This window comes from Streptomyces xanthochromogenes, from assembly GCF_014650455.1.
GTDB lineage: Bacteria > Actinomycetota > Actinomycetes > Streptomycetales > Streptomycetaceae > Streptomyces > Streptomyces xanthochromogenes.
Genome location: NZ_BMUZ01000003.1, coordinates 366,529 through 380,309 on the forward strand (window position 1 = coordinate 366,529; position 13,781 = coordinate 380,309).

13 protein-coding genes are annotated in these 13,781 nt (G+C 70.2%); 10 read left to right on the top strand and 3 right to left on the bottom strand.

Annotation, left to right across the window (positions count from 1 at the left end; genetic code table 11):
* The first annotated feature begins 407 nt into the window (after positions 1-407).
* Entirely contained in the window at positions 408-1,706 is a 1,299-nt protein-coding gene (locus IE267_RS08960) for a NucA/NucB deoxyribonuclease domain-containing protein (protein ID WP_189762745.1), read from the top strand.
* A gap of 131 nt (positions 1,707-1,837) precedes the next feature.
* Here IE267_RS08960 and IE267_RS08965 read toward each other — a convergent pair whose 3' ends face one another.
* Positions 1,838-2,875 carry a hypothetical protein gene (locus IE267_RS08965; protein WP_189762746.1) on the bottom strand — a complete coding sequence of 346 codons (1,038 nt, stop codon included), beginning with the start codon at positions 2,873-2,875 and terminating at the stop codon, positions 1,838-1,840.
* A 368-nt stretch (positions 2,876-3,243) separates the two neighbouring features.
* Between IE267_RS08965 and IE267_RS08970 the strand changes: the two genes are divergently transcribed.
* Together IE267_RS08970 and IE267_RS08975 are read left to right on the top strand one after the other, a co-directional pair.
* On the top strand, positions 3,244-4,014 hold the full coding sequence (locus IE267_RS08970; protein WP_189762747.1) for a class I SAM-dependent methyltransferase: 771 nt from the start codon (positions 3,244-3,246) through the stop codon (positions 4,012-4,014).
* Between the two features lie 259 nt (positions 4,015-4,273).
* A complete protein-coding gene (locus tag IE267_RS08975; RefSeq protein ID WP_189762748.1) occupies positions 4,274-4,633 on the top strand; it encodes a hypothetical protein in 360 nt (119 codons plus the stop codon).
* Positions 4,634-4,723: 90 nt separating this feature from the next.
* Here the strand turns inward: IE267_RS08975 and IE267_RS08980 are convergent, their stop codons facing one another.
* Positions 4,724-5,134, bottom strand: coding sequence for a cysteine/serine endopeptidase inhibitor (locus tag IE267_RS08980; RefSeq protein WP_167161016.1), 411 nt, complete (start codon positions 5,132-5,134; stop codon positions 4,724-4,726).
* A gap of 419 nt (positions 5,135-5,553) precedes the next feature.
* Between IE267_RS08980 and IE267_RS08985 the strand changes: the two genes are divergently transcribed.
* The 3 genes from IE267_RS08985 (at position 5,554) to IE267_RS08995 (ending at position 7,963) form a co-directional block, all read left to right on the top strand.
* Positions 5,554-6,069, top strand: a complete 516-nt coding sequence (locus IE267_RS08985; RefSeq protein ID WP_189762749.1) for a hypothetical protein — start codon at positions 5,554-5,556, stop codon at positions 6,067-6,069.
* Positions 6,070-6,434: 365 nt separating this feature from the next.
* Positions 6,435-7,277, top strand: coding sequence for a helix-turn-helix domain-containing protein (locus tag IE267_RS08990; RefSeq protein WP_189762750.1), 843 nt, complete (start codon positions 6,435-6,437; stop codon positions 7,275-7,277).
* Between the two features lie 74 nt (positions 7,278-7,351).
* On the top strand, positions 7,352-7,963 hold the full coding sequence (locus IE267_RS08995) for a dihydrofolate reductase family protein (RefSeq protein ID WP_189762751.1): 612 nt from the start codon (positions 7,352-7,354) through the stop codon (positions 7,961-7,963).
* Positions 7,964-8,080: 117 nt separating this feature from the next.
* Here IE267_RS08995 and IE267_RS09000 read toward each other — a convergent pair whose 3' ends face one another.
* Positions 8,081-10,414, bottom strand: a complete 2,334-nt coding sequence (locus IE267_RS09000) for an NACHT domain-containing protein (RefSeq protein WP_189762752.1) — start codon at positions 10,412-10,414, stop codon at positions 8,081-8,083.
* Positions 10,415-10,571: 157 nt separating this feature from the next.
* On the opposite strand from IE267_RS09000, the gene IE267_RS09005 reads away from it, so the two are divergent.
* From IE267_RS09005 to IE267_RS09020, 4 genes are all read left to right on the top strand, one after another.
* On the top strand, positions 10,572-11,624 hold the full coding sequence (locus IE267_RS09005; protein ID WP_189762753.1) for a BTAD domain-containing putative transcriptional regulator: 1,053 nt from the start codon (positions 10,572-10,574) through the stop codon (positions 11,622-11,624).
* Positions 11,621-12,340 (top strand): DUF6585 family protein, encoded by a 720-nt coding sequence (locus IE267_RS09010; protein ID WP_189762754.1) that lies wholly within the window; start codon positions 11,621-11,623, stop codon positions 12,338-12,340. Before IE267_RS09005 ends, IE267_RS09010 begins: the two co-directional genes overlap by 4 nt.
* Before the next feature lie 234 nt (positions 12,341-12,574).
* Positions 12,575-12,970: a hypothetical protein gene (locus IE267_RS09015; RefSeq protein WP_189762755.1), complete on the top strand. Its 396-nt coding sequence runs from the start codon at positions 12,575-12,577 to the stop codon at positions 12,968-12,970.
* Positions 12,971-12,990: 20 nt separating this feature from the next.
* Positions 12,991-13,632 carry a hypothetical protein gene (locus IE267_RS09020; protein ID WP_189762756.1) on the top strand — a complete coding sequence of 214 codons (642 nt, stop codon included), beginning with the start codon at positions 12,991-12,993 and terminating at the stop codon, positions 13,630-13,632.
* Positions 13,633-13,781 lie beyond the last annotated feature (149 nt).

Below are 13,781 nucleotides of genomic sequence, written 5' to 3' on the forward strand. Positions count from 1 at the left end.
CCTTCGGCGCCGCGGATATTGACGGTTTCGGTCGTGATTCTGCTGCTGTCACCTCGACGACCAGGGACCGCGGGACCGGCCTCTCATTCATCCGTCGATGCAGCCGACTGCCACCATGCCGTCACGACATTCGGTCAACTTGCCCATTCTGAAACCGATGACCTCCGGCAGCCGGGGCGCCTTGAATATTTGCGCGTCGGCGTGAACGACCCTATGAACGTTTGGGCACAGCCAAAGTCGGGTCAGCAGAAGGGGATTCAGCGAATCGAGCCGGACGGCGTCGGGCGAAGAGCCCGAAGCGGGAACGGCGGTCCCAGCGCTCGACCCGGCAGCGTCCGCACGAGCCCCGAGCGCATCCAGCGCAGGCACGAAACCGCGCCAATCGGAAGCACAAGGAGAAAACGAACATGCCCTTGCGGCGTTTACATCGCCACCACGAACACGTCGGACGACTACTGGCGACGATAGCCTCACTGGCCCTCACCGCCGCCCTGCTGGCCTTGGGAACCTCCTCGGCCGCCGCTGCCCGGACCACGGCCCGGCCCGCCCCCCAGGGCCACGGCACCTGCACGGCCGTCCCCTCCGGCAGCGAGGCTCCCAAGGGCGCGGCGTGGGCCTGCTACGAGGCCAAGCCCGGGGCGGCTGCCCCCGCCCCCGCCACCGCACATGCTCTCGCCCCCGCTCCCCTCGACGACCCACCGGACCCGGAAAGCCCGGAAGCCCTGTGCGGCAAAGAGCCCCCCGAAAACTCCACCCGCCTCGTCTACTGCATTGAAAGAGAATTGAGGTGGACCTACTACGGCCCCGACCAGAAGGAGGAGATCGGCTCCGCCAAGGGCAGGCTCTACATCTACTCCAAACTCAAGGCCGTGCCGCATTCCAACTGGAAAGAGAGCGTGATCGTCACCCTGGACAGCAAGACGGACAACATTCCCGCCGTGGAACTGGCATTGCAGACCATCTGCACCGGACAGTGCTCTGCGTCGGCACCCCTCGTGGCGAAGCTGTCGAAAGTCGATGAACACGTCGGCGGAACCATCGACTACAACTCTCCGGTCGGCCCGGACGCCGAAGCGCTCGTCCAGATCCAATACCACGTGGTCATGAACCTCCAGGTCCCCGGGGAGGTCCTGCCGCCCAAGAACACCGACTGGGTCGGCCCCCAGATACGCTGTGACGGCAAGACCGGCGAATGGACGGGCTGCGTCATCCCGGAGCACATGGCCAATGTGACCGTCCGCAGGTCCCTCTACCGGGCCGCCGCCATCACCTACGAGTGGGCACAGAAAAACCTGACCACCCTCAGCATGGGCACCAAAAGCAAACCACTGCACTACAAGAAAATGACCGAAGAGGAAAAGAATCGCAGCAGAGACCTCACCTGCAATCGGGCGCCGGACAAATTCGTCAAAGACCCTTCGGTGCCGGACGACTCCTGTGACGAGTTCCCCTTCGCCGCGACTCAGGAGGGCGGCAAGGCGGGCACCATGTGCGTGGACATCCTCCCCCAACAAGTGGGCGACGTATGGGACGTGAGCAACGTCAAGGTCCTGCGCAACGGCAATGTCAAAGCAAACGCGCCCTGTGTACGCGGCCACGTCACCAACAAGGACAACGTGGATGCGGGCAGTAAGGAATTCGGCGCGGCGGTGCGGTCCGACCGCATCCTCGACGGCGAGCCCTTCCAGGTGATCATCGCCCCGTAGGCGGCGGGTCTGCCGCGCCGGGTGCCCGGGGCGGCAGACCAGGGGCCGGTCGTAGTCACTGAGACCCCCGCGTGCCACCTGCCCGAGAGCGAGTTCACCGCTCGGTTCGTCACCGACCCGCCACGCAGCCCCTAGTCACCCCCATCGCCCCCGCTGTCTCCCCCACCTCCATCGCCTCCGTCTCCTCCGTCCGAACCCCAGCCGTCCGAACCTCCCGGTTCGTTGTCGTCGCCGCTGTGGCCCAGGTTGCTGAACCACGGGCGGTCCCAGCCCTCGTCGGTGGCGACCGGCTCGCCGCCGGATCGGGCTTGCCGGCCCGGCAGCCGGAAGCGAGCCGCGCCGGTGGTGTCGCCTACGGCGAAGGACACCGCGAACGCCTGGGCCATGACCGCGTCCAGCGGGTCCTGGCTTTCGTAGTGCACAGGTGCCAGAGGCACGAGCACCGCGTCGGGATCGCGGTGCGGGCGTCGCGGCGGCCGCTGTATGCGGGCGACTCTGCGCTCGCCGCGCAGCAACCAGGAGCTCTCGTGGTCCGCCCGTCGCAACTCCCAGACCTCCCTTGGGAGTCGGGCCTGCACGTAGCTCTTGGACTTGCGCAGCTTCGTCCTCAGGACCAGGGCAGCGGGTACGTCCCCGACGGTCATCCGCAGTCCCGGCCCCTGGTCGGCCGTGGCGCCGAGGAATCCGTGCGGCGCCCGTATCCGTACGACGGGAGCGCTCGGCCCCCACACGTCCACGCGCACCAGCCGGCGGTCCACCGCCACGGCCACCGGTCCCGCGGGCCCCTGTGCGCATCTCCGGGCCATCCACAGCGGCACTCCCTCCGCCCGCGCCCGCTCCGTCAGGGCGTTCATCTGCGCCGGTCCACCACACTGCCGCACCGCCAACTCCCCCAGTGCCTGGGCGAAGTCGGCCGCCTGGCGCACCTTGACGAGGGCCGTGGTGCCGGTCACGCGGGTGACCGGGACGACTCCGCTGCCCGCTGCCAGCCGCTCCAGTGGGCGTTCCGCTCCGCCACCGCCGAGCCAGTGGCCGCGGTGGTACGCCTCCGCCATGGCCGGGAGGTTCAGCTCGCTCAGCGGTGTGATTCTGCCGCCGCGACGCAGTTCGTCGTCCGTCAGCTCGACGGTCCGCGCGAGCGGATTCCACGACCGTTCCGTGTAGAGCACTTTGGCCCGATCCCCCTAGTCCGTGCAGTACAGCGACCGATCCTACGAGCCACGGGACGCGTTGGATCACCGCTCGGTTTCCGAGTACCGGTGTCGATGACCTTCCCGGTATCGCCGCTTCGGCGTCAGCATGGCGAGGACGAACAGCTCATGTCCGTCACCCGCACGCGGCACGGCTGCACTGCCCGGCAGAAGGCCGCGTCGTCATTCGGCGCAGGGGGCTGGCCCGGTCCGCCCGTCACGGCCCGGCACACCCCGTTCGGCGGACCCTGCTCGAACGTCCGGTGAAAGTATCGGGCGGGTGCTTGTCCGGCATGCGTGCGCGCGGTACACCGATCTTGACATTGCGTACTGCCCTGGGAGCCGCCATGAGCGTGACGAGCAAGTACCGGGACTCGTGGGAGGGTTTCTGGCGCGAAGCGCCGGACGAGACGGGCGCGGTCCTCTGGGACGCGGACCCGGCCCTCACCGTCGCTCCCCACCTCACCCGCTTCGCCGCCCGCATCGACCGGCCCGAGCTGCCCCTGGTGGACCTCGGCTGCGGCAACGGCACCCAGACCCGCTACCTCGCGGCCCACTATCCCGACGTCATCGGGGTCGACCTCTCGCACACCGCCGTGGAGCGCGCCCGCAGCCAGGACACGGACGGTACGGCCCGCTTCGAGCAACTGGACGCCACCGACACGCGAGCCGTCCACGATCTGCACGCCCGGCTCGGTGATGCCAACGTGTACGTACGCGGCGTCCTGCACCAGTGCGACCCGGCCGACCGCCAGCCGGTCGCCGACGCCGTGGCAACGCTCCTCGGTGCGCGGGGCCGGGCATTCGTGGTGGAACTCGCCGAGGGCGCCAAGCGCGTACTGACCGACCTGGCCCGGCATCCACAGGGGCCGCCGCCCAAACTCCGCCCCGTCTTCGCGCACGGCATCGCGCCGGGCGAGGTCTCCGACACCGGCCTGGTGGAGCTGCTCAGCAACGCCGGCCTGGACGTGCTCGCCGAGGGCGCCCTCCCACTCGTCACCACGGAGCACACCGCCGAAGGGCTGCGCATCGAAGTGCCCTCACGGTGGTTCGTCCTGGCTTCTGCCGACGCCCGAGCGCCCGAGCGCCCGAACGGAGCCTGCCTTCCTGAGAGTTGACCGCAGAAAAGGTAGCGGCGCGTATCCCTGCGATCCCGGGAGCTCCACCTCCGTCATCTTCCGACGCGAGGGGTCTGCCTGGAGAGCGAGTTCAGCGCGCTCGACCATCGGCCTCTCCGCTCCGTCACAGCACCTGTGACTGAATTCGCTCTCACCGACACATCGTTGAACATGCAAGAGTGCGCGCCACTGGTCACGCTCGATCAACGGGTCGACCCAAGACGCGGCCGGTCTCGTACCCCACCCGAAAGGCTGCCGCATGTTCATCCCGAAGGCGAAGATCCGTAGCGCCATGGCCGCCGCCACCCTGGCCGCGGCCCTGGCCGGTCTGGGGGCGGGGACGGCGGACGCGGCCGGCTGGCCTCCGCTGCAGGAGGGCGCCTTTCTCTATACGGGCACGCACGGCACCGGCACGGTGTCGACGGTCGACCTCACCGACCTCGGCACGTGTCACACGCTGTCGGAGCCCTCCCGCTCCGTACAGGTCGTCAACGGCTCCGCGTCCCTGCTGCTGTACTCCGGGGCCCACTGCACCGGCACCTACCCGTGGGCCAGCGGATCCCTCGCACAGTCCGACCTCCCGTGGGCCATGCTCAGCTATCGCGTGATTCCGGCGTAACGGGCGTCGCATCCGGCGTGCGAGGTGCGCGTACAGCAGGGCCGGCACGCCCGGCGGCCCCGGCGGGGATCAACAGGGTTGAGCAAAGGGCTACTTGACGAACTTCCAGGTGATCCCGTTGATCACACCGACGTCCAGCGGCGCGAACTTGCGGAACGCGGTCTGGCTGAGGTCGATGTGGGTCGAGTCGCAGGACAGGCACTTGTCCCGGACCGGAATCCTGATCGTCTTGCCCTGGTAGGTCACCTGGACCGAAATACCCTTGCACAGTGGGTCGTTGTTCGGGTTCGCGGTGGTCCACCAGGCGGGCGACACGGCGACCAGGTCCTGATTCGACGCGTCGATGAGCGTGCCGCACGCTCCGTAACCCTTGTCGTTGTAGTACGTGGCCTTTCCCGACATCGGCTGGCCGATGGGTATGTCCGCGTGCGCCGTACCACTGCCGAACGCGAGACCGACCACAGCGGCGGTCACGACTCCACTCCATCGCGCAAGTCTCATGAGGTGATGCCTCGTTCCCGTTGCGGCGCCCCCTGCCTGAGAGCGCTCTCATGCGGCGGGAGCATGGTCGGCACGGCCAGGACCCTTCAAGGAGCCGACGTATCGGATGGCGTCAACACGCCGCCCCGCAAGCCGAGTTGACGATCACGAAGGCGGCCGTTGACGTCGTACGGGACACCTCCGACACAGCGGACCCGCAATCAACTCCTGGTTCCGGAAGAAGGCGCGATGCGCGCACCCCCTCCCTACGGGAACGACGGGTGGGGGTGGTCACATCGAGCGGAGGCGACGGCCCTAGCCAGTTCAAGCCATCAGGCTCGCAGCGGGGTTCCGGCAGCGTTGGACACGGAGGTCTAGGGTGGAGTCAAGCGCCCCAGCCCCCGGCCGCCCGATTCTTACGGCCCGAGGCGGTGCAGATCATGAATCACATCCTCCCGAACACGGTGCCCCTTCGGGAGCACAGCCGTTCCGCCCCCCGCAGGGGCGACCGGGGGCGGCGGACGACCACCGAGCTCGGCGCTCTGTACGACCGCCATGCTCACCCCCTGTACGAGCTCGCCCACCTTCTGTGTCAGGACGCCTCCACGGCGGACGACGTGTTCGTCGTCGCGATGAGCCGCCTTGGAAATCTCCCTGGCGCCGCAGAGGAGGACCCGCGCGCCCAGCGCAGGCATCTGGCCGCCGGACTGTGGCGGGCGGCATGCACTCCGCTCGCATCCGAGCCCCGCGCCGCCACGCGGCCACCAGCAGTGCTGCCCCTGCCGACACGCCCACCCGCACCCCGTGAGGCGCTCCTGGGCCTGACGCTGCTCGGCGGACACACGTATCAGGAAGCCGCGAACCTCATCGGCCTCACACCCGCTGTCGCGGCCCGGCAGCTCCGTGCGGCTCTCCTGATCGAGCGGACGGAACGAGGCGCTCCACCGGTCGCCTGACGCCCTTCAGGCCGCCGGGCTCGGGGCCGCCCGTCTCTGATCAGCCGACCCGCCCCGCACGTCACACATCCGTCGGGCGACCGCGGACCACGAGCACTGAGCGGCGCCCTAGGCCCCTGAGAGCTGTGAACGCCGACGTGCGCAGCTACCCGGCGCTCATCGAATGCCTGAGCCCGCCGCAAGACCGGGCGTGCGTTGCAGACAGCCCGAGTGGGGGCGCTCGCGTCGCGGAAGCCCGAGATCGGGCTGAGGGTGCCGCTCGGGGCCCGAGCGGGGTTGGGCATCGGGCGGTCGTCGCTGATCGAAGCGAGGTACCGGCGACCAGAACCATGGCGGCCGTCCTGTCCGGCGGCGACACTGGAGCCATGGAATACGTGAGCCGGGCGCCCGCCGCGCCGCTCGACCGGTTCATCGACGACATCTACTGCCTGACCGGCCGGCCCAGCCACCGGCTGATGCGCGTACCGCCGATGCCGTCGGCACATCTGTTCCTTCACCTGGGCGCGCCGGTCCGCCTGTGGGACTCCGACCTCTCGATGGCACCGGCAGTGCTCACCGACGGATGGTTCATGGGCATGTGGACCCGGCCGTTCTTCTTCGAGTACCCGGAGTCGGTTCGGCTCCTCGGGGTGCATTTCAAACCATGGGGAATGTCCCCGTTCACCAGCATGTCGGCAGCCGAACTCCGCGATCGATGGGCACCTGTCGACGCCCCCTGGCAGCGGTCGGTGAACCGAATCCGCGAGCGGGCCGGGGACGTCGCTCCGGCCGCCGCGACTTTGCGGATGGTGGAGGAGGAACTGTGCTCGCTGCTCGCCGAGGCGCCGCCCCGCGGGCTCGACCTGGTCCAGCACACGGGCGCCCTGCTGGAGGCGTCGCACGGCGCCTTCCCCGTCGGGGCGCTGGCCCACCGGGCCGGGGTCAGCGGCAACCATCTGACCGGCATGTTCAAGGCCCATACCGGCGTCACCCCGAAGCGCATGGCGCGGATCTACCGGTTCGCCCGCCTGATCGTGTCCGTGGACGCGCTGCGCCCCGTCGACTGGTCGGAACTCGCCCAGTCCGCCGGGTACTTCGACCACGCGCACTTCAGCAGGGAGTTCAAGGAATTCACCGGGTACACGCCGACCGAGTACCTGGCCCTGCGGCGTAGATTTCCCACCGAGCCGCAAGGTCCACAGGATTTCGGCCCGATACCCGACGAGTGATTTCTTACATGCCGCGGCCGCCGCGCCACGCAAGAATTGCGGTGCAATCGCGAGCAGATGACGAGGAGGCCCCCGTGGGCACGGTAATCCTGCAGAGTGTGGTGTCGGTGGACGGATTCATCGCCGACGAGAAGGGCGAGGTGGGCCCCCTGCACGAGTGGTACTTCAGCGGGGACGTGCCGATCGTCGTCGGCAAGGGCGACGAGTTCGACCACTCCGGGTCGGGAAGTCCGTTCAAGGTGTCTCGCGCCTCGGCGGACTACGTGCGGTCGACGTGGGAGTCGATCGGCACCATTGTGATGGGCCGCAACCTGTTCGACCAGGTCAACGGCTGGGAGGGCAGGCCGCCCGCGGGCGATCATGTGGTGGTGGTGTCGCACCGGCCGAAGCCGGAGGGCTGGCACCCCGAGGCGTCCTACCACTTCGTCGACGATGTGACGGCCGCGATCGGGAAGGCACAGGAACTCGCCGGGGACCGGATCGTCGCGGTGAACGCCGGCGACGCGGGCTCCCAGATCTTCGCGGCGGGTCTTGTGGACGAGGTGGCGATGGACGTGGTCCCGGTGGTGTTCGGGGCGGGCCGGCGCTTCTTCGGCGCCATCGCCGAGGAGCATCTGCTGGAGGACCCCCACTTGGTGATCCAGGGCGACAGGGTGCTGCACCTGCGCTTCAACGTACGACGCTAGTCGGCCTCCGCCACCGGCGGGCGCCGGCGCCCGCCCCCGGCTTGGCATGCGACCGGCAGCGTCCTCGTCGCGACGTCCCGGTTTCAGGGTGGACTTCAGGATCGACGCGGCTGTCGCCTACTCCTGCTCCGCCCTGGCGGGGCGCGGTGAGCGGTAGGCGCCCGCCAGGTGGTGCTGGAGGCGGGCGTGGCGGAACTGGTAGACCGCGCCGGCTTGGCGCAGTACGCCTCGTTGGTAGGCGTCTTCGAGGAAGGCGACGACCGGCCAGGGTAGGCGCCCGGTCATCGGCAGCCAGATCCGGGAGAAGACCGTCCACTGGCCCCAGGAGGTCAGACTGAACAGGTAGCCGAAGGCGCCGCCGAGCCCACTGATGACTCCGAGCTTGAGCGCGGCCGTGAGGTTCCAGACGACCGGTCCGAGGACGGCCGCGGCCAGCCGGATCACCACCATGGACCCGAGGCCCACGAGGAGGCCGAAGGCGGGTGCCCAGAACAGGAGTTGGGTGACGGCCGTGCGTCCGTTGGTCCGCAGCAGGCTGCGTGGATTGACGGCAGAACGGATGTCCAGAGGTGCTTCGAAGAGGCTGAGCAGACCCAGGGTGGGTCCGGCCGCGAGGGCGAATATCAGGCTGTAGATGGCGCCGTCGGTCACGCTGCCGGCCAGGATGTCGGCGAGGTCGGCGTGGAACAGGACGCCGTTGATCATCCCGCGCACGAAGCCGTATCCGAAGCCGAACACCAGGCCGCAGAGCCCCCCGGTCACCAGCCGACGGAGGGGACGCCGGCCCGCTCTCCGTTGCCTGCCGCGCAGCTTCACGCGGACGACCGACGGCTCCACGACGGCGTCCTTGGCCGCGACCATGAACCAGTACGCGAGCCCGAACAGGAGCCCGGCCAACAGCCCCGCCACCGGGGCGTCCACAAGCTGGTACGCAAGTGGGTCGAAGGGGATGCCGGCGACGCCGTCGACGAGGGTGATGGCCACGCCGATCACCAGCGCGGTCACCAGGGTGCGGGTACCGCGGCCCGCCCCGTGGCCGAGGCGCCACCACTCCAGGTCGGGCGTGTCGAGGCCGTTCAAGTGGTGGGCCAGATAACCGAGCCAGTACCGCGCGCGCTCCGGGTCCCAGCTGCGGAGCAGGCTGTTGAGGCGCTGCTCGGGACGGGGGCGGTAGGCGGTCGTGACGAAGTTGTCGAGGAGGTGGTCCTCCAGCTCCTCGGGAGTGCCGAAGCGACAGGTGTCCAGCAGCGATGCCGGGTCGCTGCCCGGGGTGTCGCTGTAGACGGCTCGGGCGAGGGTGACCATCAGCGGGGTGGTCAGCACTGCGGCGAGGTTGGCACCGGCCCGGCCGTGCGGCCGCTCGCGCAGTTCGCTCAGGACGGGCTCCCAGGCGGTCGAACCGCCATGGCCGGCGCGGGCCTTGCGGGTGGTGCGCGGCAGGTAGGCAGCCAGATCGTCCAGGGTGAGGTCGGAGAGCTCGACCGCGGCGGCCGAGGTGAGGACATCGGTTTCGGCCACCGCGGCGGCGTACTCGGACGGACGGCTCGTCAGGAGCAGCGGCAGCGTGGTGGCGTTGAGGGCTTCCAGTGCGGGTCGGCGCAGGCCGTCGGCGATCTCGTCGAAGCCGTCGAGGACCGGAAGTATTCGGCCGGTCTCGACGAGGGCGTCCGCCAGCTTCCCCCCGCCGGGACCGGAGGCGGCGAGGCCCGGGTGATCACGGATCAGCTGCGAGGCGAGCCAGTCCCGGAACGCGACGGCGGTCGGGTCCCACGAGCCGACGCTGAAGATCACCGGTAGGGGATCGTCGATGCCCTTGGACTTCAGGTGGTCCAGGACGAACCGGACGGCGAGAGCCGTCTTGCCGGAGCCCGAACGGCCAAGGACCACCAGCCGTCCGGAAGGGATTCGCCGGTACACGTCCACGATCGTGTCCACGTGCCCACTCAGTTCCAGGGGACCGTGGCTGCTGCCCGGGGGCAGACGACGGATGTTGGCCCAGTGGTCGGTCAGTTCCTCCGCTACCGGCCGCCAGCGCACCGGCAGCGGATAGGGGTCGTGCACCTGCCGCTGCTCCTCCTCGCGCTGCCACCGGGCGGCCACCGTCTGCGCGACCTGGTCACAGACGTCGGCAAGGGCCCGGTGCAACGGCGATACGGGCAGGCCGCCCGCGACCGGACCGGGGGCGCCGGCCTGCGGGGGCGGTTCCTCCCGGTGGTCGCCGTCCGCGGTCCCGCGGACGGCGGACGCCAACAGCCGCTCGCGTCCCTCGGAGCTCAGCTCCAGCGCGTCGGCCAGGAGCCGCACCGTGGTCATCCGCGGGTCGGCGCGCTCGCCGGTCTCCAGGCCGCGGATGGTGCGGACGCCCACTCCGGCACGCTCCGCCAGTGCCTCCTGTGTCAGGTTCGCCTCACGCCGAAACCTCTTCAACAGCGCGCTGAACTCATTGGTCACGGGTCTCGGCCTTCCCCCCGGCATGTCGATTTCCCCAGGTGAGGGACTCTAGCGCGGCCACCGGCCGCATACGGCCGGTCGGTCGGCCTGTCCGTTTCCCCACCCCACGACCAGCGTCGACGGCAACAGCCCGCCCCCTCACCCCAGGAGAGCCCGCATGCCGACGACCGTGGCCCTCGGCCGTCCCGCCGACCCCCAGCTCACGTGCCAAGAACGCGAGTTGCTCCGCGCGGTCGGCTGCGGCCTGGCCGACAGGGAGATCGCCTGCGCCCTGACCCTCTCGGAGAGCGCGGTCGACGTCCTCGTGACCGGGCTCCTCGCCAAGCTCGGGCTCCGCGACCGGGCCGCTGCCATCGTCCTCGCCTTCGACAGCGGGCTGGTCGTTCCCGGCCGGGGCCCCCGCGTGCCGGCCCTCCCCGCGCAACGGGCGACCGTCCGCGAACATCCGGTGCGGATCTCCCTGCTCGGCCCGCTGCGGGCATGGCGCGGCGGCCGGCCGGTGGACCTGGGTCACCTCCGACAACAGGCCGTGCTGGCGAGGTTGGCGCTGTGCCGGGACCGGACCGTCAGCAAGGACGAACTCCTGGACGGAATCTGGGGGATGGAGCCGCCCCTCACCAAAGTCGTGCCGGTCTACATCTATCGGCTGCGCAAGGTCCTCCAGGCGGAGAGCGGTACGGAGTCGGTGATCCGGCACGACCGGTGCGGCTACCGGCTGGTCCCCGGCGTGGTCGAGGTGGACGTGACACGCCTGGAAGAACTGGCCGACGCCGCCGGTGCGGCCGAGCGGGCCGGGGACCTGACCGAGGCGGTGCGCGTCTGCGCCCAGGCACAGGACCTGTTCCGTGGCGAACCGCTGGCCGGACTTCCGGGCCCGTTCGCGGAGTTGGAGCGACTGCGGCTCGCCGAGCACAAGACGGGCCTCACCCTCCGCAAACTGAACCTGCAACTGCGGCTCGGCCGGCACTCCGAGGCGGTCGGCGAGCTGTCGGCACTGGCCGCGGCCCGGCCGCTGGACGAGCCGGTCGGCGCGATGCTGATGCGCGCGCTGTCCCTCAGTGGACGGCAGGCCGACGCGCTGAGCGTGTTCGAGCGCACCCGTCGCCGACTTGCCGACGAGCTGGGGGTGGCGCCGAGCCGTCTCCTGCATCGGACGCACCGGGCGATCATGCACGGGGCCGATGTCGGCCGCCCCCCGGCGACGCCGTGACCGGTCCCGTGCCGCGCACCCGTGAGGAAGAGCTGCTGCTGGCGCGGATCTCCGCAGCAGCGGGCCGCGCGCGCCTGGGCAGAAGACTGTCCAGCCGTACGTCGACCGCGTACCGCCCCCGTACCCGGGCCGGCCTGTACTGGGCGATCCGTCGCCTCTCGGTCCGATCCCACCACGGCCGCTCCCCTTTGCGGATGGCGAGCCCGAACGCACGACTTGACCTGTACGAGCACGGGATGACCGTTGCCGTGAAGGGCCGCATCCACGTCGTCCGCTACGACACCACGTCCGTGTTCCGGCACAGCACCGCACCCCGCGGCTCCTCCCCATCCGGTACCACCCACATCCACACGCTCACCGACGTCGAGCAGAAGCGCCTGGTGCTGTACGACGAGCCCGAAGGCGGTGACGCGCAGGCGTGGGCACGCTTGGTCCGACAGGCCGTCACCCGTGCCCGGCTGCCCGGCGCCCTGGCGGCGCTCCACCGCGGGGAGCGCATCTCGTTCGGTGACATCTGGCTGACCACAGAGCTGGTCGGTTCCACAAGGGTGTCGTTGCCGTGGCCACGCGTGCAACGGATCGGCGTGGCCGAGGGGTTCCTCACGGTCACGGCCGACGGCCGGCAGCACAGACTCGGCCCGACGGCCTCCAGGATCCCGAACGTCTTCGTGTTCTGGGCCCTAGTCGAACACTGCCGCAGCGGGGAAGCCCGTTGACGCCGGCAATGTGGGCAGCCCGTACGTCGTCGCAGCAGAGCGGTCACGAACAGGACCCGCTCGCTCGTCGAATCCCCCGCAGCCTCGCGCGGGACCCACGTCAGCGAGGTTTCACCGCCATTTCAACGCTTCCCGGCACAGTGGGCCGGGGGCGCCGAACAGCCGGTCGTGTGCCCATCGCGTGCCTGTGCGTGTCGGCAGGTGCGCACCCTCATCGAGTGAACAGGTCTCCCCATGAACGATCTCCTGCACAAGCTGGTCTCCGCCGTCCTCACCGGCGCGCTGATCGCCCTGGTCGGATACATCAGCGTGACTGTACGAAGGCGCAGGGTCGCCCGCGAGGAGGCCGCCGCGCCGGCCCCGGTCGCGGACCCGACTCAGGTTCTGCTGCGGCAGGCCCAGCAACTCGACGCCAGCCGTAACGACTTGACCGCGCAGGGCCGGATGCCCGAGGCGCTGGCCCGAGCAAGGGAGGCCGCCGCCGCGTGGCGCAGGCTGACCGAGGCTCGGCCGGGACGGTTCCGGGCAGAGCGCAGGGCAGCGCTGGGGCGGCTGGGCGAACTCCTGGACGCCGGGGGGCAGGGGCAGCAGGCGGCCCAGGTCCGCCAGGAAGCCGCCGGCCTTTCCTGACCGAGCAGAGGAGACCTCCCATGCCCGCCGCGATCTGGACCGGCCGGAACGCAACCGCGGAGCAGGCCGCAACCGACCTCACCGCGACACTGACGGGTGAACTCGGCCTCACCGCACCGCCGTTGGTCGTGGTCCTGCCACCCGAAAGCACTGGTGCACCGGCCGGAAGCCTTCTGCCGGAGCGCCCACGGTTCAGCGGAATGCCCGCCCCGACCAACTGCTTCCTCTACGTCGACTCCCAGTCCCCCAGGCCCTTCGAACTCCGCGCCTCCGTTTTGACCGGCCGCTCGGGACTCCGCCGGAGCCTGGGCTTGGGGCACCTGCTCTATGCGGTGCCCCTGGCACCACGGGTTCCCGATCCCCTCGAACTGAGCGCGCCCGGCGGGTCCGTCCCCGCCCGTTTCGACGGAGACCCCACGGTCGCGGTGCGCCTGAACCGGCACCCGCACCTCGTCGACGCGGCCCGCACTCTGACGCCGGCCACGGCGGGCCCCGACCGGAACCACACCTGGCAGGCCGCAAGCCGGATGACGATCGAACCGCGCCCCGAGGGCTCGGTCCTGCTCGTCCAGACCCTGCACCGCCCCACCGCCCGTGCCTGGTCCCTCCGCGCCGCCGCGGTGCTGGACTTCGCCGCCCAGCTGGAGTCGGCCCTCGGGTAGTCCCGGCCGACCCACGCACGAGGGAAACGGTTCAGGCCCGAACCGCCCGGAGCGTCTCACCCGGCACGGCTGAGACGCTCCGCGGTCGTGACCCCGGGCATCCGAGGCGTCCGTCGGCGCCGTAACGAACCGACTCCCCCAGGCACCCC

Excerpts from the sequence above, each read along its gene's own strand:
- IE267_RS08960 (WP_189762745.1), top strand. The coding sequence starts at position 408 with ATGCCCTTGCGGCGTTTACATCGCCACCACGAACACGTCGGACGACTA.
- IE267_RS08970 (WP_189762747.1), top strand. The coding sequence starts at position 3,244 with ATGAGCGTGACGAGCAAGTACCGGGACTCGTGGGAGGGTTTCTGGCGC.
- IE267_RS08975 (WP_189762748.1), top strand. The coding sequence starts at position 4,274 with ATGTTCATCCCGAAGGCGAAGATCCGTAGCGCCATGGCCGCCGCCACC.
- IE267_RS08980 (WP_167161016.1), bottom strand. The coding sequence starts at position 5,134 with ATGAGACTTGCGCGATGGAGTGGAGTCGTGACCGCCGCTGTGGTCGGT.
- IE267_RS08985 (WP_189762749.1), top strand. The coding sequence starts at position 5,554 with ATGAATCACATCCTCCCGAACACGGTGCCCCTTCGGGAGCACAGCCGT.
- IE267_RS08990 (WP_189762750.1), top strand. The coding sequence starts at position 6,435 with ATGGAATACGTGAGCCGGGCGCCCGCCGCGCCGCTCGACCGGTTCATC.
- IE267_RS09005 (WP_189762753.1), top strand. The coding sequence starts at position 10,572 with ATGCCGACGACCGTGGCCCTCGGCCGTCCCGCCGACCCCCAGCTCACG.
- IE267_RS09015 (WP_189762755.1), top strand. The coding sequence starts at position 12,575 with ATGAACGATCTCCTGCACAAGCTGGTCTCCGCCGTCCTCACCGGCGCG.
- IE267_RS09020 (WP_189762756.1), top strand. The coding sequence starts at position 12,991 with ATGCCCGCCGCGATCTGGACCGGCCGGAACGCAACCGCGGAGCAGGCC.